The sequence below is a fragment of the Bradyrhizobium sp. USDA 3650 genome (assembly GCF_054057395.1).
This window is the reverse complement of sequence record NZ_JBSRZG010000001.1, coordinates 6,587,508-6,606,206: the sequence shown is the minus strand read 5'-3', so window position 1 is coordinate 6,606,206 and position 18,699 is coordinate 6,587,508. Positions and strand designations below refer to the sequence as shown.

Sequence of the window (18,699 nt, the reverse complement as noted above, 5' to 3'; positions counted from 1 at the left end):
GGCCCCTCGCGGCCTAGCCGCGCCCGTCCACGGTCGGGCGCCACACCAGCAACCTGCGCTCAACCAATGTCACGCCAAAATCGATCAGGATGACGAAGGCCGACAGCACGAACATGCCAGCGAACACGCCGGCGACATCGAAGATGCCCTCGGCCTGCTGAATGAGATAGCCGAGCCCCGCCGCCGATCCCAGATATTCGCCGACGACCGCACCGACCACGGCAAAGCCCACCGACGTGTGCAGCGAGGAGAACATCCACGACAGCGCCGAGGGCCAATAGACGTGCTGCATCAGCTGCCGCTCGCTCATGCCGAGCATGCGGCCGTTGTCGAGCACGGTGCGGCTGACCTCCTTGACGCCCTGATAGACGTTGAAGAACACGATGAAGAACACCAGCGTCACGCCGAGCGCGACCTTGGACCAGATGCCCAGCCCAAGCCATAGCGCGAAGATCGGCGCCAGCACCACACGCGGCAGAGCGTTGACCATCTTGACGTAGGGATCGAACACCGCGGCGACCAGCGGCTGGCGCGCGAACCAGAAGCCGATCAGCACGCCGCCGGCCGATCCGATCACGAAGGCCAGGATCGATTCCGTCAGCGTGATGCCGAGATGCTTCCAGATCACACCGGACGAGAACCATTTGACGATCTGGGCGAAGACATCGACCGGGTTGGAGAAGAAGAACGGCGGCAGCAGGATCTTGCCGAACACGGGCACGGTCGACAGCAATTGCCACAGCGCGAGGCAGACCACCGCGACCAGCACTTGCAGCGAGAGCAGCGTCACGCGCGACATCAGACCGCCTCCGCCGCTTGCGCGGATTGCGCGTAGCCCTTCATGACCTCGTCCTTGAGCACGCTCCAGATCTCGCGATGAAGCGCATGGAATTCCTTGTCCAGCCGTACTTCAAAAATGTCGCGCGGGCGCGGCAGGCTCACGCGCCAGTCGCCGATGATGCGGGAGGACGGCCCCGCCGACATGATCACGACGCGGTCGGCGAGTGCGATCGCTTCTTCCAGATCATGGGTGACGAACAGCACGGCTTTGCGATCGGCATTCCAGAGGTCGAGCAGCAGATTGCCCATCACCTGCCGGGTCTGTGCATCCAGCGGCCCGAACGGCTCGTCCATCAGCAGGATCTTTGGATCGCGGATCAGCACCTGCGCCAGCGCCACGCGCTTGCGCTGGCCGCCCGAGAGCATGTGCGGATAGCGGTTGGCAAAGGCGCCCAAGCCGACCGAGGTCAGCCATGTCTTCGCCCGCGGGAGTGCCTCGCTACGCGGCGTGCCGCTGACTTCGAGCCCGATCGCGACGTTGTCGAGCGCGGTCTTCCAAGGGAACAGCGCATCGGCCTGGAACAGATAGCCGGCATCCCGGTTCAGCCCGGCGAGCAGCCGATCGAAGATCTTGACGCTCCCGGCAGCCGGCTTCAGCAGCCCGGCCGCGACGTTGAGCAGCGTCGATTTCCCGCAGCCGGTCGGGCCGACGATGGCGACGAACTCGCCCTGCGCCACCGTCAGATGCGCCTGCTCCACCGCCGTATAGACCCGCCCGTCCCCCAGCTGGAACGCGACCTTGGCATCTTCCAGCGCCACTGCCGTAGGCGTTATCATGTGTTCCCTCCGAACTTGGCCCGATGCCTTAGCCGCTCGCGCGGCCAAGTTCAATCAAGCCGCCAAGCGTGGTACGCATGGGCCTCGTCATCCCCTGCCTCCCTCCAATCCTTGGGGCGGGTTAGCGTAGTGAGCCCCGTCCGATGCCATCCAGGCCGATGATTGGCTATGCCCAGGTCACCAAGAGCTTCGGCGCGCTCAAGGCCGTGGACGATGTGTCACTCGACATCGCCGAAGGCGAGTTTGTGGCCGTCGTCGGCGGCTCGGGTTCGGGCAAGACGACGCTGCTGCGTCTCGCCAACCGCCTGATCGAGGCGGACAGCGGCACGATCACGGTCGAGGGCGACGACGTGCAATCGGTCGATCCGGTCGCGCTGCGGCGCCGCATCGGCTATGTCTTCCAGAGCGGCGGGCTGTTCCCGCATCTGAGCGTCGCCGAGAATATCGGGATCACACCAAAACTGCTCGGCGTCCCGGCGGCGGATATCGCAACGCGGGTCGATGAATTGCTCGAACTCGTGCAACTCGACCGGGCCGCGCATCGCGAGCGATTGCCGGATGCGCTCTCGGGCGGCCAGCGCCAGCGCGTGGGCGTGGCGCGCGCGCTTGCGGCACGGCCCCGCATCGTGCTGATGGACGAGCCATTCGGCGCGCTCGATCCCCTCACCCGCGATGCGTTGGGCGAGGATTTTCGCGAGCTGCACCGCAAGCTCGGCCTGACCACCGTGATGATCACCCACGACATGACGGAAGCGATCCTGCTCGCCGACCGCATCGCGGTGATGCGCAGCGGGAAGCTGCTGGCGCAGGGCACGCCAGTGGAGCTCTCGAAAAGCAGCGACGCTTACGTGCTGGAGCTGCTGCGGACGCCGCGACGCCAGGTCGAGCGATTGAACGCGCTGCTGCCACAGGGCGGGGCGGCATGAGCCTTTTCACCGATCCGCGCTGGGGCGAGGCGCTGGGGCATTTGCCCGACTATCTCGGCAACCACGTCCGGGTGAGTCTCGCTGCACTTGCGCTCGGCCTGATCATCAGCCTGCCGCTGGCGATCCTGACCCGCAACCGCCCCACCCCGCGCGCCGTCCTGCTCGCGCTCGCCAGTATCGTGCAGACGGTGCCCGGGCTGGCGCTGCTCGCGCTGTTCTATCCGCTCCTGCTGCTCGCGGCCTCCGTGACGCTGGCCTGGTTCGGCGTCTCCTTCTCCGCTTTCGGCTTCCTGCCGGCGATGCTGGCGCTGGCGCTCTATTCGATGCTACCGGTGCTGCGCAATGGCATCACCGGTCTCAACGGCATCGACCCCGCGCTGATCGAGGCTGCGAAAGGCGTCGGAATGACCGCACGGCAGTCGCTGGTGATGGTCGAACTGCCGCTGGCCCTCCCGGTGATGATGGCTGGCATCCGTACCGCCGCAGTGTGGGTGATCGGCACCGCGACGCTGTCGACCCCGATCGGGCAGACCAGCCTCGGCAATTACATCTTTGCCGGGCTCCAGACCCAGAACTGGGTGTTCGTGCTGTTCGGCTGCTTTGCCTCGGCCCTGCTGGCGCTCGCCGTCGATCAGCTGCTCGGCCTGATCGAGAGCGGCCTGCGCTGGCGCAGCCGCGTACGTACGGCGCTTGGCGCGGCCGGGATCGCGGCGCTGGTCGCCGCAACATTGGTGCCGACGATGGGGCGCTCGTCACAGAGCTATGTCGTCGGCGCCAAGACATTTGCCGAGCAGTATGTGCTGTCGGCGCTGATGCGGGACCGGCTCCAGGCCGCCGGCCTTTCCGCCGTCGCACGATCCGGTCTCGGCTCGAGCGTGATCTTCGAGGCGTTGAAGGCCGGCGATATCGATCTCTATGTCGATTATTCCGGCACGCTCTGGGCCAATCAGCTTCACCGCACGGACATCAAGCCGCGCGCGGAGCTGTTGGCGGAGCTGCAGACGACACTTGCGAAGGAGAACATCACCCTGCTCGGCGAGCTCGGATTCGAGAACGCCTATGCGCTGGTGATCCCGAAGAAGCGCGCCGAGGCGCTTGGCATCCGCACCATCGCCGATCTCGCCGCGCATGCGTCGACCCTGTCGATCGCCGGCGACTATGAGTTCTTCTCGCGACCCGAATGGGCGGCGCTGCAAAAAGCCTATGGCCTCTCGTTCCGCGCCCAGCGCCAAATGCAGCCGGACTTCATGTATGCGGCGGTCGCCAGCGGCGAGGTCGACGTCATCGCGGGCTACACCAGCGACGGGCTGATCGCAAAATACGATCTCGTTGCGCTCGACGATCCCAGGCACGCGATCCCGCCCTACGACGCCATCCTGCTGCTGGCCCCGAAACGGGCCGGCGACGAGCGGCTGCAGGCCGCGCTGAAACCGCTGCTCGGCAAGATCGACATCGCGACCATGCGCGAAGCCAATTTACGCGCCGCCGGCAATGATGCGAATTCGTCGCCGGATGCAGTGGCGAAATGGCTGTGGGAGAAGGTGGGTGGGCGGTAGGCCGGCTACAGCCCCCTGATCATCCCCGCATCGATCAGCAGCCGGTTCAGCCGGCGCGCTTCGGCACCGTCCTTGCAGCCGTAGAAGATGCCCTTGCAGCGGAGCATGATCTCCTTCTGCTCGGCGAAGGACGGATCGAGCGGGATGCCGGCGGCTTCCTGGATGACCAGCGGCAGATACGGACCATCGACCGTGTCCATCACGGCCTCGCTCTTCACCGGCTCGAAATTAACGGCGTCGATCGCGTAATAGGTCGCGTAGAGGCGCGGATCATAGGCATCGAGCTTTTTGCCGATTGCACCCTCGTCGAGCCCGGGCTCGAGGATACCGGGCGCGAACTCGGGCTGATGATCGCCATAGCGCACGATCAGGAAAGGCTCGCCGGGAAAACTCTTCTTCAGGCCTGCGAGGAAAGCCTTGTACTGCTCGGCGCTCATCGCCTGCCGGCGCAGATATTCGTCGATGGACGGCACATTGCCCGGTGCGCGCCAGTTCGGCAGCAGATCCGGGCGGAAGCGCGTCTCCCAGGGGAAATGATTGGCGCCGAGATAAATGAAGGCGAACAGCGGCTTGTTCGGCGTTCGCTCACCCATCAGCCGGAGCGCCTTGTCGTAGAAGAAGCTATCCGGCTCGACATCCTTGGCGCCAAGATCCTTGGAGTCGAGGAAGCGTTCGATGCCGGTCGTCATCTGAAAGCTGCGCGCGGCCATGAAGCCGCCATTGGCGGGGTAGAGCGACATCGTGTCGTAGCCGCAGCGACGCAGCGCCAGCGGCAGGCCACGCTCGACACGGCCTGTTGCAATGCGCGTCACGAAATAGGCGAAGCGGCCGAACGAGCGCGACGACAACCCCGCGAGCACATTGTATTCGGTGAACCAGCTCGGCCCGCCATTGCTCTCGGCCAGAAACGCGCGCTCCTTGCCGTCCCAGGATTTGAAATGGCTGCCGTAGCCCGGCGGCACCTTGATGCCCTGCGCGGCGCGGATGTCGAAGCTCGATTCATCATGGACCATGATGATGTTCGGCCGCCGGCCGGCGGGATGGCAGGCATCGACCAGCGGCATATTGAGCCGTTCGTTGGTCGAAACGGCCGACTCCATGAAGCCGTATTGCGCGAAGTCGGAGACCGCGCTGACGCCGGAGCGGAAGAACTTCGAGAGATAGCCGTCGTCGTAATAGCCGCGCCAGGCCTCGTCCGGATGATAGAGCGAATAGCCGACCAGCGCGGCGAGGCAGGCGAGCTTGCAGGCGAGCGCCGGCAGCCTACGGAGGCGGAACGGGTCGAGCCACCACAGCGCATACATCAGCGGCAGCGTGACGAGGCCGGCCCCGATCACCGACCAGCGCAAATTCGGGAAGATCGTGAACAGGAACGCGACCGTGTCGCGGTCGATCATCATCAGGTCGATGAAGTTGACCGTCATCTGCACGACGTCGTGCTTCAGCCGCGACAGCAGCACCAGCACCACGACCATGGTCAGCGACAGCGCACCCGAGAGCGCCGGCCGCCGCAGCAGCGCGATCCAGAAGAAGTTGAGGATGCCCCAGGCCAGCACGAAGGAGAGCCGTGCGCCGAAATCCGTCTCGGTCTCGTACATCAGGACGAGCGCAGCGAGATGCGGCGCTGCAACCGCGAGCAGCCGCCAGATACCGAGCGCGGCGACGCTCGCCAGCACGGCGGTCGTGGCGGAAGGACCTGGATTGGGCGCGGACCCCATCGACGACACGCAACTGCTGGTCCGGCTCGATGATGCCGAGCCGGCTGACCGGGCCTGCGGCGTTCGGCGCAGCCGGAAGGCCTGCACCGTGTCACAAAACTGTAATTGAACGGTCACGGACAAGCAACGCGTGCGGTGATCCGACCTTCGCTTATTGTTAGCGGAAGCCAATCGGTCTCCGCGCCCAATTCGTCCCGCCAGAGCAATCCCGCAGTGCAGAACCGACTTGTCGTCTAGTCGAGGCCCTCGACGCTGACCAGGCGGGCAGAACTGCAAGCGTCCCGGACCGCCTTGAGTCCCTGGTAGGTCGCGCCTGTGTAGAACGCCTCCCAGGCTGCGACGGATGGGAATTCCAGCAGAACGATCCTGCGGGGCTGCCAGTCTCCCTCGTAGACCTTGTGGGCGCCCCCTCGCGCCAGATATCTGGCTCCAGCGGCCTCCAGGGCGGGCTTCACGCCCAACATGAAGCTTTGGTACTGCTGAAAATCCCTGATCTCGACGTCGAAAATCACATAAGCCGGCATCTCAAGACGCTCCCACGATCGGAAATGGATCACCCGTCTGGCAATGGTCTCACCTCGGAGGCTCAGCCCTGCGGCAGCAGCCCGAGCCGCTTGGCGATGATACGGTCGACCACACGCTTGGGCAGCGCGGCCGTCATCAAATGTCGCATCCGATCCGGCGTGATCTGGTAGCGAACCTTGGGCCTTTCGGCGGTGAGCGCCTCGAAAACGACCTCGGCGATCCGCTCGGCCGGCAGCCCAGTCTCGCCGAGCTTCATCATGAACGCCATGACCTTGTTCAGCGCCGGCAGATAAGGCGAGTTCTGGTAGACCGAAAGATCGATCTGCTCGGCCTTGCTCCAGATCGGCGTCTTGACTGCGCCGGGGCCGACGATGATGACGTCGATGCCGAACAGCATCAATTCGCGGCGCAAGCTCTCCGACAGGCCTTCGATGGCGTGCTTGGAGGTGCTGTAAGGCGCCAACAACGGATTGCCGTTCTTGCCCGCGACCGAGCTGATCATCACGATCCGGCCCTTCGGTCCCTTCAGCGACGGATCAGCGCCGAGTAGCGGCCCAAAGGCCTGCGTCGCGATGACCGGGCCAATGACGTTGATCTCCATCTGCCGGCGGAAGTCGTCGACCGACAATTCGAGCACGGGACCGGCGACCGCGACGCCGGCGTTGTTGACGAGACCGGCCAGCGTCTCGCCGCCCAGTGCCTCGCGGACTTTTCGCGCAGCCGCCAGGACCGCCGCCTCGTCGGTGACGTCGAACAGCAGCGGCGTGAAGTTCGCACCGAACTCACCCGTGAGCCGGTCCGCATCGGCCTGCTTGCGGACACTACCGAAAACACGATAGCCGCGCCCGATCAGAAATTTAGCAATGGCCCAGCCAATGCCGGTGGACGCGCCGGTGACGACGACGGATCGCATGGTCTTTCCCCCCGAAGAGCTCCCGCGATCATGCAGTGGAAAGCTGCCGCGGCGCAATGCCGTCCACCGGTCAAGGAGACGCCGCCGATGTCAGTTCTTAAGTTGAAGCGAGGCGCGAACGTCGCGACGTGAGATCGATTGCACCATAAAGATATGGATGAAGAGCCGAATCTTTGACTCTGAAGACGCTCGGCTTTTGAGGATCGGGAGCTTCTGAGAAATTCCGAAAAACAACGCGAGACCAAGAATGTGGTTTAAGCGTCAGTTCTTCGTGCTCAGGGAGCACTTTAGCTCGCGAAGAATTTGAATGAAGCAGCAATGCTTCGCGCGAGACGAAAAGAGCGAGACCGCTGGTTGCGATCTCGCTCGAATATAGCCGCGAAAGATTTAAGAATTGGTTTGGCGAGCGAAGCTTGTGTTTTCGCTCGCGTGCCCGGATGCGGCGTAACCGATACGCCGCATCTGAACGGCCGCGACTTAGTTCTTCGACTTGTCGACCAGCGCGCCCTTCTTGATCCAGGGCATCATATCGCGCAGCTTGGCGCCGACTTCCTCGATCGGGTGCTCGGCGAGCTTGGCGCGGGTCGCCTTGAACGAGGTCTGGTTGACCTTGTTCTCGAGCATCCAGTCGCGGGCGAACTTGCCGGACTGGATGTCGTTGAGCACGCGCTTCATCTCGGCCTTGGTCTCGGCGGTGACGATGCGCGGACCGGTGACGTACTCGCCGTACTCGGCGGTGTTGGAGATCGAGTAGTTCATGTTGGCGATGCCGCCTTCATAGATCAGGTCGACGATCAGCTTCACCTCGTGCAGGCACTCGAAATAGGCCATCTCCGGGGCGTAGCCGGCTTCGACCAGGGTCTCGTAGCCGCCCTTGATCAGCTCGACCAGGCCGCCACAGAGCACCACCTGCTCGCCGAACAGGTCGGTCTCGCACTCTTCCTTGAAGGTGGTCTCGATGATGCCGGCACGGCCGCCGCCGACGGCGGAGGCGTAGGACAGGCCGAGGTCGTGGGCGTTGCCCGAGACGTCCTTGGCGATCGCGATCAGGCAGGGCACGCCGCCGCCGCGCTGGTATTCGGAACGCACGGTGTGGCCGGGGCCCTTCGGCGCGATCATCAGCACGTCGAGATCGGCGCGCGGGTCGAGCAGGTTGAAGTGGACGTTGAGACCGTGCGCGAACACGAGCGCTGCGCCCTTCTTCATGTTGTCGTGCAGGTGCTCGCGGTAGATGTCGCCCTGGAGCTCGTCCGGGGTCAGCATCATGACGAGGTCGGCCCATTTGGCAGCCTCGGCGACTTCCATCACCTTGAAGCCGGCAGCTTCCGCCTTCTTGGCCGAGGCCGAACCCTTGCGGAGCGCAATCGCCACGTCCTTGACGCCGGAATCCTTCAGGTTCAGCGCATGGGCGTGGCCCTGGCTGCCATAGCCGACGATGACGACCTTCTTGCCCTTGATCAGGTTCAGGTCGGCGTCGCGATCATAATAAACACGCATGGTCGTTTCCTCGTTCAGGGCCAGAATCGGCCAAAGGTCAGTGTCCGAAGGGCGAAATTTGCAGATTTCGGGGGCTGTCTAGAGCATTTTGGCCCCTTAAGGAAACCCGTTTCTGCATGGAAATCCGCGACATCATGCATCCATGAAAACGGGGTAGAGGGAGGCGAGCAGCAGGATTGCCATCACGATGTTGAAGGCCCGGACCAGGCGCTCGGACGTCAGCACCGGCCGTAGTGCAGTGCCGAACAGGACCCAGACCACGGTCGAGACCGCGCCGACGAGGAGGCTGACCAGGGTCTGGATTGCGATATTGACGGGGAATTGGGCAATCGCCGCGTAGGCGGTGATTGTGCCGATCACGATCACCCAGCCCTTGGCGTTGATCCACTGGAACATCGCCGCGCCCCAGAAAGTCATCGGGCCGCGGCCGGTCTCACCATCGGGCGTGGTCGGCCCGGACAAGGCAATCACGGCGGCGAGGTAAATCAGATAGGCCGCGCCTGCATATTTCAGGATGGTCTGCAGGATCGGATAGGCCAGGAACACTGTGCCGAGCCCGAGACCCACGGCGGCGATCATGAAAGCAAAACCGATGACGATGCCGGCGATGTGGGGGATGGTGCGCCGGAAGCCGTAGGTCAGACCCGACGCCAGCAGCATGATGTTGTTCGGCCCGGGCGTGAAATACATCACCACCATGAAGGCGAGGAAGGCATAGAAGAGCGAATAGGCCATAGTCACCTCACGCGGTCTTCGGCAGGACTTGCGGACGCTTCGCCAGCACCATCACCGCGATACCGCCGATCACGGTGAGCATGCCGGCGAGACGCAGCGGGCCGAACCGCTCCCCGAACACGATGCTGGACGCGGCCGAGCCGACGAACGGCACCAGCAGCGCGAATGGCACCACTTGCGCGGTGGGATAGTCCCGCAGCAGCCGGCCCCACAGCCAATAGGCGATGCTGGTGGAGATGCCGCCGATCAACAGCATGCAAATGAGGCCGGTGAGCGACATGTGGATCAACGACTGCCAGGTCGGCGTCGGTCCGTTGACGACCAGCGTGAGCGCGAACAGCGGCACCGCGGTGGCGAGGCACAACCAGGCGAACAAATCGAACATCGGCACGCCGCGGGCCCCGCGCAGCAGGATATTGCCGACCGCAAAGCTGACCGGCGCGATCATCAGCACGGCGAAGGCACCGATGCTGAAATCATAGCCGACCGTGCCGCAGATCATCAAAAGGCCGATGGCTGCGATGACGATACCCAGCGTCTGCACTGGCGTCGGCCGCTCGCCGAATGCGATCGCGGCAAAGCCGATCGTGAACAGCGCCTGGCTCTGCACGACGACGCTGGTCAGCCCCACCGGCACGCCATGGGCGATGCCATAGGCCTGGCTCAGAAACTGGCCGAGAAAGAGCGTGAAGCTGATCGCGATCAGGAGCGACCAGGCGACCTTCGGCTTGCGAATGAACAGGCACGGGACCGCGGCAATGGCGAAGCGCATCGCCGTCATCAGCTCCGGCGAAAATTCGTCGAGCGCGATCCGGCTCGCCACGAAGGCAAGCCCCCAGATGATCGCCACCAGGATGGCGATGAGGATGTCGGCCGGCTTCATTGTCGTTCCCGGTTCTGCCCTGTCGTGCAGCCCTGTTTGTTGTTCTGGTCGAGCCTTGCTCGCCGGCCGTTACGTGGAAGAATTGGGTTTCCGCAGCAGATAGGTGCCGTGCATCGGGGCGTGGTAATCGGCCGAGACCAGCGTGAAGCCGACGTCGGTCAGCATCCGCTCCATGACCCAGCCAAAAGTGGAATATTCGTCGCGCATGTGAGTGACGACGCTTTCACGCGGAACATCGTGGTTCTTGATCTCGAAGTCGGCCCATTGCTCGACGTCGCGCTCGAGCGCATCGGGCATCGACGCGTAGACGATGTCGCGCAAATAGAACGTGGCGCCGGGCTTGAGCGCGCGATAGATCCGCGACATCGCCACCGCTTTCCAGAAATCCGGCAGATGGTGCAGCGTGAATTCGCTGACGATCAGGTCATAGGACTCCGGCCGGTAGGCGAAGCTGAGCAGGCCGGCGGACTGCGTGCGGACGGGCGCCTTGCGGTCGCGCGCGTAGATCTCGGCGAGCGCCAGCATCGCGGGCGAGATGTCGATGGCATCGACTTCGGCGCCCATCAGCGCCGCCTCGGTCGCGAGCACGCCGTTGCCGCAACCGATGTCGGCGATGCGCCAGCCGCGCTGGACGCCGAGCATCTTCAGGGCGGCGCGCGCCCGTAGATCGGCATCGTCATGACTGTCGTAGATCGAGGCCACTGCAGGCCCGATCCCCATCCGGTTCCGCTCGTTGTAGTACCAGTCGCGCGCCAGCATGGCTCACATTCCTTCAGGCCCGCGACCGATCGCGGCAACACCGGTGCGCGACACTTCGACCAGGCCAAGCGGACGCATCAGGTCGATAAACTGGTTGATCTTGTCGGTATTGCCTGTGATCTCGAACACAAAGCTCTCGGTGGTGGCGTCGATCACGCGGGCGCGGAACGCGTCCGCCAGCCGCAGCGCCTCGACGCGATGCTCGCCCTCTCCGCGCACCTTGACCATTGCAAGTTCGCGCTCGATCGAGCGCTTGGTCAGGGTCATGTCGACGACACGATAGACCGGGATCATGCGGTCGAGCTGATGCTTGATCTGCTCGATCACCATTGGCGTACCCGTAGTGACGATGGTAATGCGCGAGAGATGCTTCTGGCTCTCGGTCTCCGAGACCGTGAGGCTCTCGATGTTGTAGCCGCGCCCCGAGAACAGGCCGATGACGCGCGCGAGCACGCCGGGCTCGTTCTGCACGAGCACCGAAAGCGTGTGCGTCTCGTTCGGATCGTGGCGTTCCTCGATGAAATAGGCGGATGCGGGCTGGTTCATTGTCGTCCCCTTCATTCTCGTCGTCACGCCGTCGCCCGATGAGCGACCGGCGCATCCGTCCCGACCCAACCGCGGAACAGATCGAAATCGATATTGCCGCCGGACAGCACGAGACCGACGCGCTTGCCCTGTAACTTGGTCTTTTCCTGAAGCGCTGCGGCGAGCGCGGCGGCGCCGGCGCCTTCGGCGAGATTGTGCGTGTCAGTCCAGAGCGCACGGATCGCGAGCGCGATCTCATCGTCCGTCACCTGGACGATACGCGAGGCGCCCTTGAGGATGACCGCGAGCGCTTCCGGATCGGGAATCCGCGTCGCCATGCCGTCAGCAAGCGTGTTGCTGGTCTCGGTCGTCACCACTTGGCCCGCCGCGAACGACAGCGCGTAGGACGGCGCCTCGGTCGATTGCACGCCGACGACCTCGGTCTTCAGGCCGAGCAGATCGCGCGCCATGATACAGCCGCAGATCCCCGAGCCCTGCCCGATCGGCACATAGAGGATGTCGAGATCGGGCGCGGCCCGGAGCAATTCGAGCGCATAGGTCGCCACGCCCAGCACCAGGTCCGTATGGAACGACGGCACCATGTGCAGCCCGGCGAACTGCGCGTGGCGCCCGGCTTCCTCGCGTGCGGCCTGAAAGTCCTCGCCGTGCTCAACGAGTTCGGCGCCAAACGCCTTCATCGCGCGGTTCTTCTCGACCGAATTGCCGCGCGGCACATAGATCACGGCAGGCACGCCATGGCGGCTCGCGGCAAAGGCGAGGCTCTGGCCATGATTGCCGCGCGTCGCCGAGATGATGCCCGGAATGTTCGGCCGTTCGCGCTTCAACCGATCGAGATAGACCAACCCGCCGCGCACCTTGAAGGCGCCCGTCGGCGTATGATTCTCGTGCTTGACCACGATCTGCGTGCCGAGCCGCTGGCTGAGCAGCGGCCAGGCGTGCGCCGGCGTCGGCGGCACCGCCTGCCCCACGATCGCATGCGCGCGTTCGAGCTCGTTCAGGTCGAACATCACATCACACCAGCGCCTTGCCGCCGGCGAACGCCTTTGCGGTCGCTTCGTCGTTCGCCTGCTCCGGCAACAGCATCTCGTTGTGCGCCTTGCCGGAGGGGATCATCGGGAAGCAGTTTTCCAGCGACGCGACGCGGCAGTCGAACAGCACCGGGCGCTTGACCGAGATCATCTCCTGGATGGCGCCGTCGAGATCGCCGGGCTTGTGCACCTGGAAGCCGACGCCGCCATAGGCTTCCGCGAGCTTGACGAAGTCCGGCATCGCCTCCGAATAGGAATGCGACAGGCGGTTGCCATGGAGCAGCTGCTGCCACTGCCGCACCATGCCCATGTACTGGTTGTTCAGGATGAAGATCTTGATCGGCAGCTCGTACTGCACCGCCGTCGACATCTCCTGCATCGTCATCTGCACCGAGGCATCGCCCGCGATGTCGATGACGAGGCTGTCGGGATGGGCAACCTGCACGCCCACCGCCGCCGGCAAGCCGTAGCCCATGGTGCCGAGACCGCCCGAGGTCATCCAGCGATGCGGCTCCTCGAAGCCGTAGAACTGCGCGGCCCACATCTGATGCTGGCCGACCTCGGTGGTGATGTAGGTGTCCCTGCCGCGCGTCGCCTCGAACAGGCTCTGGATCGCGTGCTGCGGCAGGATGACGTCGTTGCTCTTCCTGTAATAGAGCGAGTTGCGGGCGCGCCACTGCGCGATCTGCTGCCACCAGGCCTTGATGTCGGGCTTCTTCGCCTCCGCCTTGAACACCTGGAGAATGTCGCCGAGGATGTTGCCGCAATCGCCGATGATCGGCACGTCGACGCGGATGTTCTTGTTGATCGAGGACGGGTCGATGTCGATGTGGATCTTCTTCGAGCCCGGCGAGAACGCATCGACGCGGCCGGTGATGCGGTCGTCGAAGCGCGCACCGACGCACAGCATGACGTCGCAATCATGCATGGTCATGTTGGCTTCGTAGGTGCCGTGCATGCCGAGCATGCCGAGCCAGCTCTTGCCCGACGCGGGATATGCGCCGAGGCCCATCAGCGTGGAGGTGATCGGAAAGCCGGTGACCTCGACCAGCTCGCGCAGCAGCCTGGTGGCTTCAGGACCGGAATTGATCACGCCGCCGCCGCTGTAGATCACGGGGCGCTTGGCGCCTGCGAGCAGCGCCACGGCCTTGCGGATCTGCGTCGCATCGCCCTTCACCCGCGGCGCGTAGGAGCGATGCACGTCGGACTTGCGCGGCGGATGATAGGTGCCGGTCGCGAACTGCACGTCCTTGGGCACGTCGACGAGCACCGGGCCCGGTCGACCCGTGGTCGCAACGTAAAACGACTCGTGCAGCACCTTTGCGAGATCGTTGACGTCGCGCACCAGCCAATTGTGTTTGGTGCAGGGGCGCGTGATGCCGACGGTGTCGCATTCCTGGAACGCGTCGTTGCCGATCAGATGCGTCGGCACCTGGCCGGAGATGCAGACCAGCGGGATCGAGTCCATCAGCGCGTCGGTGAGTGGCGTCACCATGTTGGTGGCGCCGGGACCGGAGGTCACCAGTGCAACGCCGGGCCGGCCGGTCGAACGCGCATAGCCCTCGGCGGCGTGGCCCGCACCCTGCTCGTGGCGGACCAGGATGTGCTGGACTTCGCTCTGCTGGAAGATCTCGTCGTAGATCGGGAGCACCGCGCCGCCGGGGTAGCCGAAAATGTCGGTCACGCCATGATCGATGAGCGCGCGGACGATCATCGCGGCGCCGGTCATCTGGTTCGGATCGTGGCTCTTGTCGCTCATTGGCTTGCTCCGGATGCGCTGTTGTCAGCGGCTTCGTTCGTGTCGGGTTTTCGGAAATAAAAAAGGCCCCGAAGAGGGCCCATGCACACCGCCTGTCATGTGGATGGCAGCTAGCCACCCCCGGCGGTGTGCCTGGGTACGACGGCGATAAGGAGTTTGGTAATAATATTACGCATGGCGGCGGCTCGGCTTCCCAAAGGTTGCGCGAAACATAACGGCCGGCGCCCCGATGTCAAGGCAATGCGGCCGTTCCCGCGCGATTTTGGCAGTGTAGCGGTGTTCCCGGGGTTGGGCGAGAGGTAAATTCGGCGACCGAGGCACAAAAGCGTGTCAACCGGGGTCCCGGGCCGCGTTCACGATCGCCGCCAGCCAGCCCCGCGTCTCCCCGGGCTTCAGCCACTCGAACTCGGGCAATTGGTGCCGGAACCAGGTGAACTGCCGCTTGGCGTAGTGGCGGGTGTCGGCGCGGCCGATGGTAGCCGCCTGCTCCAGGCTGAGCTCACCGCGTAGATGCCGGATTAGCGCCGGCACGCCATGAGCCTTCATCGCCGGCAGCAGCGGATCGAGGTCTCGGGCGGCGAGACGCTCGACCTCCTCCAGCGCGCCGGCCTCCAACATGACATCGAAGCGGGCGTCGATACGTGCATAGAGCTCGTCGCGCTCGGGCGCGAGGAACACGGCGCGAAAACTGTCCTTCGGCAGCAGCGGCGGCTGGCCCTCATGGTGCCAGTCCAGCAGCGAGCGGCCGGTGGCTTCGACCACTTCGAGCGCGCGCGCAATGCGCGTGCGATCGCGCAGGTTCAATCGCTCGGCGGCTCGCGGATCGGAGGCTGCGAGTTCCGCGTGCAGCGCCTCGACGCCGTTCCGCTCCAGCCGCGCCCGGACGTCCTCGCGCACCTCGACAGGGATCGGCGGCACCACGGAAAGGCCCGCCGTCAGCGCCTTGAAGTACAGCCCGGTCCCGCCGATGAAGATCGGCAGGCGCCCTTCGGCTTTCGCCTCTTCGAGCGCCTTGGCCGCGTCGCCCACCCAGGCACCGGCCGAAAAATTCACGGCCGCATCGACATGGCCGTAGAGGCGATGAGGCACCCGCGCCTCGTCGCCATCTGTGGGGCGCGCGGTGATGATGCGGAGGTCGCGGTAGACCTGCATGGAATCGGCATTGATCACGACCCCGCCCGCAGCGAGCGCAAGCTCGAGCGCCAGCGCCGACTTGCCGCTGGCGGTCGGGCCTGCGATAAGCACCGCCTTGCCAACATGCCTTCTGCCGACTTGCCCCTCGCTCACGAAAACCTCAAATGTCCCTCGTTGCCACGCTGATCTGCAACCCGAATAACCCCGCGCTCGACTCGACCATCGTCGACGGCGCCCGCGCCGTGCTGCCTCAGGCAGCTCCCGCGCACTGGCTGTTCGACGGGGTGGCAGTCGATATCCCCTTCGGTGCCGACAGTAACCTCGAAGGCGACCGTCACGCCATCGAGCAGCGACTCCGCGAGATACGAGGCGACCTGCCCATCGACATCGTCGTGCAGCCAGTCGGCTTCCGGCGCAAGAAGCTTTTTCTCGCCGACATGGATTCCACCATGATCGGCCAGGAATGCATCGACGAGCTCGCCGATCTGGTCGGAGTGAAGGCCCATGTGGCAGCCATTACCGAACGTGCGATGCGCGGCGAGGTCGAGTTCGAGCCAGCGCTGCGCGAGCGCGTTGCGCTGCTCAAGGACCTCCCCGCCAGTGCCGTCGACGAGGTGCTGGCCAAGCGCATTACGCTGACGCCGGGTGGCCGCGAACTGGTTGCGACCATGCGCGCCCACGGCGCCTATGCCTGTCTCGTCTCCGGCGGCTTCACGCTGTTCACCAGCGCGGTCGCCACCAGGATCGGCTTCCAGGAGAACCGCGCCAACGAGCTCGTCGTCCGCGACGGCAAGTTCACCGGCGAGGTGAAGGAGCCGATCTTGGGGCGCGCGGCAAAGCTGGCGACGCTGGTGGATCTGATGGAGTCGTTCGACCTCGACGACATCGACTCGCTGGCGGTCGGCGACGGCGCCAATGATCTCGCGATGATCCAGGCGGCGGGCCTGGGCGTGGCGTATCATGCGAAGCCTGCGGTGGCCGCCGCTGCGGCAGCCCGGATCGATCATGGCGATCTCACCGCGCTGCTGTATGCGCAGGGGTATCGACGTGAGGAGTTCGTGGAGGCGTAGCCTCCTCTCCGCTGTCATCATCCGCGAAAGCGGGTGATCCAGTATTCCAGAGACAGGGCGAGGATACGGAAAAGCCGCGGCGTACTGGATGCCCCGCTTTCGCGGAGCATGACGGGGAATGTGTGGCTGCTCGTGCGCCTATTGCACGCTCAGCGCCACGAAGCGCAGCTCGCCGTCGGCGTTCGAGACCAGCAGCAGCACCGACTTCTTGCCGTCCTTCTTGAGCTGGTCGACCCGCTTCTGGATGTCGGCGCCGCTGGAGACGCTCTCCTGCGCCACCTCGACGATGACGTCGCCGGCGGAGAGGCGCTTCTCGGCGGCATCCGAATTAGCGTCGACATTGGTGACGACCACGCCCTTGACGGTGTCCTTGATCTTGTAGCGCGTACGCAGATCCTTGCTCAGCGCCGCGAGATCGAGGCCGAGCGCCTTCTGGGTCACGGTCTTTTCAGGCGCGGGCTCGTCGGTCTTCACTGCGGCCTGCACCTTGTCGGGATCCTGCAACCGGCCGAGCGTGACCTTCTTGGTCTCCTCCTGGCTCTTGCGGATGATGACGACGTCGACCTCCTTGCCGACCGCCGTGTCGGCGACCACGCGAGAGAGATCCTTCGGGTCCTTGACGTCCTTGCCGTCGAACTTGACGACGACGTCGCCAGGCTCGATGCCGGCCGGTTTGGCCGGGCCCTTGTCGTCGACGCCGGCAACCAGCGCGCCCCGCGGCGGCTTGATGTTGAGGCTCTCGGCGATCTCATCGGTGACGCTCTGGATGCGCACGCCCAGCCAGCCGCGGCGCAATTCGCCGAACTGGCGGAGCTGGTCGACGACACCCGCCACCGTCTTCGACGGTACGGCGAAGCCGATGCCGATCGAGCCGCCGGAGGGCGAGATGATCAGCGTGTTGACGCCGATGACGTCGCCATCGAGGTTGAACAGCGGACCGCCGGAATTGCCGCGGTTGATGGAGGCGTCGGTCTGAATGTAGCTGTCGTAGGGACCTGAGGAGATGTCACGGTTCTTCGCCGAGACGATACCGGCCGTCACGGTGCCGCCGAGGCTGAAAGGATTGCCGATCGCGACGACCCAGTCGCCGAGGCGCAGCTTGTCGGAATCGCCGAACTTCACCGACACCAGCGGCTTCGGCGGCTTGAACTTGAGCACGGCAAGGTCGGTCTTCTTGTCGACGCCGACCAGGTCGGCCTTGATCTTGGTGCCGTCGTTGAGGATGACGTTGATCTCGTCGGCGTCCGCGATGACGTGGTTGTTGGTGACGACGACGCCTGAGGTGTCGATAATGAAGCCGCTTCCGAGCGAGTTGGTCTTGCGCGGCGCCGGGCTATTCTCTCCGCCCTTGCTGCCGCCGCCGGGACCCTTGCGATTCTTGAAGAAGTCGTCGAAGAACTCCTCGAAGGGCGAGCCGGGCGGCAGTTGGGGCATGGCATTGCCGCCGCCCTTGGCTTCGACGGTTTGCGAGGTCGAGATGTTGACGACCGCGTCGATCACCTTCTCGGCGACGTCGGCGATGCCATCCGGTCCGCGCGCAGAGGCCGGTGTGCCGAATGCGCTGAAAGCGCCAACGGCGAGCGCGGCCAGCCCTAAGCGCAAACGGGTCGGGGCAATGGTGGCAGCGGTCATTGTGATCTCCAGGAAACAAGGATTCGAGGTCAAGACTGCGCTCGAACGGGGGGACGGCGCAAGCGCGGACCTTAACGGGCCCCAAGACCCGGACAATAAGGCGAAAACCGGTCCCTCGCCTTCACTTTGGCGTTGGTGCGACGGCTAAATTGGACGTCGCATAACCCAGATCAGGACCAGGCCGGCCACGGCCGAACCGATGCCGACCGCCCGCAGGACATTGTCCGGCGTGGCCATCGCGCTTTTCATGGCCTTGCGCATCCAGGCCGGGCTTGCCGCGAACATCAAGCCTTCCAGCACGAACAGGATGCCCAAACCGATGAGGAAGTCGGTGAACGCAATGGACCTCATCGGATTGGAACCTCCCGTTGTGCTGTTCTTGTCTGGACGAAGGGCGGCCA

At 64.6% G+C, this 18,699-nt stretch carries 18 protein-coding genes; 3 read left to right on the top strand and 15 right to left on the bottom strand.

All coding sequences use genetic code 11. The features are described from left to right. Nucleotides 1–13 precede the first annotated feature (13 nt). Together ACVIN2_RS31030 and ACVIN2_RS31025 are read right to left on the bottom strand one after the other, a co-directional pair. A complete protein-coding gene (locus ACVIN2_RS31030) occupies nt 14–799 on the bottom strand; it encodes an ABC transporter permease (protein ID WP_007613304.1) in 786 nt (261 codons plus the stop codon). Continuing rightward, entirely contained in the window at nt 799–1,617 is an 819-nt protein-coding gene (locus ACVIN2_RS31025) for an ABC transporter ATP-binding protein (protein ID WP_456768498.1), read from the bottom strand. Before ACVIN2_RS31025 ends, ACVIN2_RS31030 begins: the two co-directional genes overlap by 1 nt. Nucleotides 1,618–1,760: 143 nt before the next feature. On the opposite strand from ACVIN2_RS31025, the gene ACVIN2_RS31020 reads away from it, so the two are divergent. Both ACVIN2_RS31020 and ACVIN2_RS31015 read left to right on the top strand, forming a co-directional pair. After that, nucleotides 1,761–2,543 (top strand): ATP-binding cassette domain-containing protein, encoded by a 783-nt coding sequence (locus tag ACVIN2_RS31020; RefSeq protein ID WP_456768497.1) that lies wholly within the window; start codon nt 1,761–1,763, stop codon nt 2,541–2,543. Further along, complete coding sequence (locus ACVIN2_RS31015; protein WP_456768496.1) at nt 2,540–4,099, top strand: glycine betaine ABC transporter substrate-binding protein; 1,560 nt, start codon at nt 2,540–2,542, stop codon at nt 4,097–4,099. Before ACVIN2_RS31020 ends, ACVIN2_RS31015 begins: the two co-directional genes overlap by 4 nt. Before the next feature lie 5 nt (nt 4,100–4,104). Here the strand turns inward: ACVIN2_RS31015 and ACVIN2_RS31010 are convergent, their stop codons facing one another. From ACVIN2_RS31010 to miaA, 11 genes are all read right to left on the bottom strand, one after another. Continuing rightward, entirely contained in the window at nt 4,105–5,817 is a 1,713-nt protein-coding gene (locus ACVIN2_RS31010; RefSeq protein ID WP_456768495.1) for a sulfatase-like hydrolase/transferase, read from the bottom strand. Nucleotides 5,818–6,050: 233 nt separating this feature from the next. After that, nucleotides 6,051–6,341 (bottom strand): DUF1330 domain-containing protein, encoded by a 291-nt coding sequence (locus ACVIN2_RS31005; RefSeq protein ID WP_456768494.1) that lies wholly within the window; start codon nt 6,339–6,341, stop codon nt 6,051–6,053. A 62-nt stretch (nt 6,342–6,403) separates the two neighbouring features. Beyond that, on the bottom strand, nt 6,404–7,255 hold the full coding sequence (locus tag ACVIN2_RS31000) for an SDR family oxidoreductase (protein ID WP_456768493.1): 852 nt from the start codon (nt 7,253–7,255) through the stop codon (nt 6,404–6,406). Between the two features lie 477 nt (nt 7,256–7,732). Continuing rightward, on the bottom strand, nt 7,733–8,752 hold the full coding sequence (gene ilvC, locus ACVIN2_RS30995) for a ketol-acid reductoisomerase (protein WP_456768492.1): 1,020 nt from the start codon (nt 8,750–8,752) through the stop codon (nt 7,733–7,735). 132 nt (nt 8,753–8,884) lie between these two features. Then, the gene (locus ACVIN2_RS30990; RefSeq protein WP_456768491.1) at nt 8,885–9,487 is read right to left on the bottom strand and encodes a LysE family translocator; all 603 of its coding nucleotides are present in this window, start codon (nt 9,485–9,487) and stop codon (nt 8,885–8,887) included. A 7-nt stretch (nt 9,488–9,494) separates the two neighbouring features. Further along, nucleotides 9,495–10,370: an EamA family transporter gene (locus tag ACVIN2_RS30985; RefSeq protein ID WP_456768490.1), complete on the bottom strand. Its 876-nt coding sequence runs from the start codon at nt 10,368–10,370 to the stop codon at nt 9,495–9,497. A gap of 69 nt (nt 10,371–10,439) precedes the next feature. Further along, complete coding sequence (locus ACVIN2_RS30980) at nt 10,440–11,129, bottom strand: class I SAM-dependent methyltransferase (RefSeq protein ID WP_456768489.1); 690 nt, start codon at nt 11,127–11,129, stop codon at nt 10,440–10,442. Between the two features lie 3 nt (nt 11,130–11,132). Further along, nucleotides 11,133–11,675 carry an acetolactate synthase small subunit gene (gene ilvN, locus ACVIN2_RS30975; protein WP_027519532.1) on the bottom strand — a complete coding sequence of 181 codons (543 nt, stop codon included), beginning with the start codon at nt 11,673–11,675 and terminating at the stop codon, nt 11,133–11,135. Nucleotides 11,676–11,698: 23 nt separating this feature from the next. Continuing rightward, nucleotides 11,699–12,682: a threonine dehydratase gene (locus tag ACVIN2_RS30970; RefSeq protein ID WP_456768488.1), complete on the bottom strand. Its 984-nt coding sequence runs from the start codon at nt 12,680–12,682 to the stop codon at nt 11,699–11,701. Nucleotides 12,683–12,686: 4 nt separating this feature from the next. Then, entirely contained in the window at nt 12,687–14,462 is a 1,776-nt protein-coding gene (locus ACVIN2_RS30965) for an acetolactate synthase 3 large subunit (RefSeq protein WP_456768487.1), read from the bottom strand. A gap of 330 nt (nt 14,463–14,792) precedes the next feature. Then, complete coding sequence (gene miaA / locus ACVIN2_RS30960; RefSeq protein ID WP_456768486.1) at nt 14,793–15,749, bottom strand: tRNA (adenosine(37)-N6)-dimethylallyltransferase MiaA; 957 nt, start codon at nt 15,747–15,749, stop codon at nt 14,793–14,795. Nucleotides 15,750–15,760: 11 nt separating this feature from the next. Between miaA and serB the strand changes: the two genes are divergently transcribed. Beyond that, nucleotides 15,761–16,666 carry a phosphoserine phosphatase SerB gene (gene serB / locus ACVIN2_RS30955; protein WP_456768485.1) on the top strand — a complete coding sequence of 302 codons (906 nt, stop codon included), beginning with the start codon at nt 15,761–15,763 and terminating at the stop codon, nt 16,664–16,666. A 138-nt stretch (nt 16,667–16,804) separates the two neighbouring features. Here serB and ACVIN2_RS30950 read toward each other — a convergent pair whose 3' ends face one another. Then, nucleotides 16,805–18,298, bottom strand: a complete 1,494-nt coding sequence (locus ACVIN2_RS30950; RefSeq protein ID WP_456768484.1) for a Do family serine endopeptidase — start codon at nt 18,296–18,298, stop codon at nt 16,805–16,807. A 144-nt stretch (nt 18,299–18,442) separates the two neighbouring features. Next, the gene (locus ACVIN2_RS30945; protein ID WP_007600979.1) at nt 18,443–18,649 is read right to left on the bottom strand and encodes a DUF2065 domain-containing protein; all 207 of its coding nucleotides are present in this window, start codon (nt 18,647–18,649) and stop codon (nt 18,443–18,445) included. Nucleotides 18,650–18,699 lie beyond the last annotated feature (50 nt).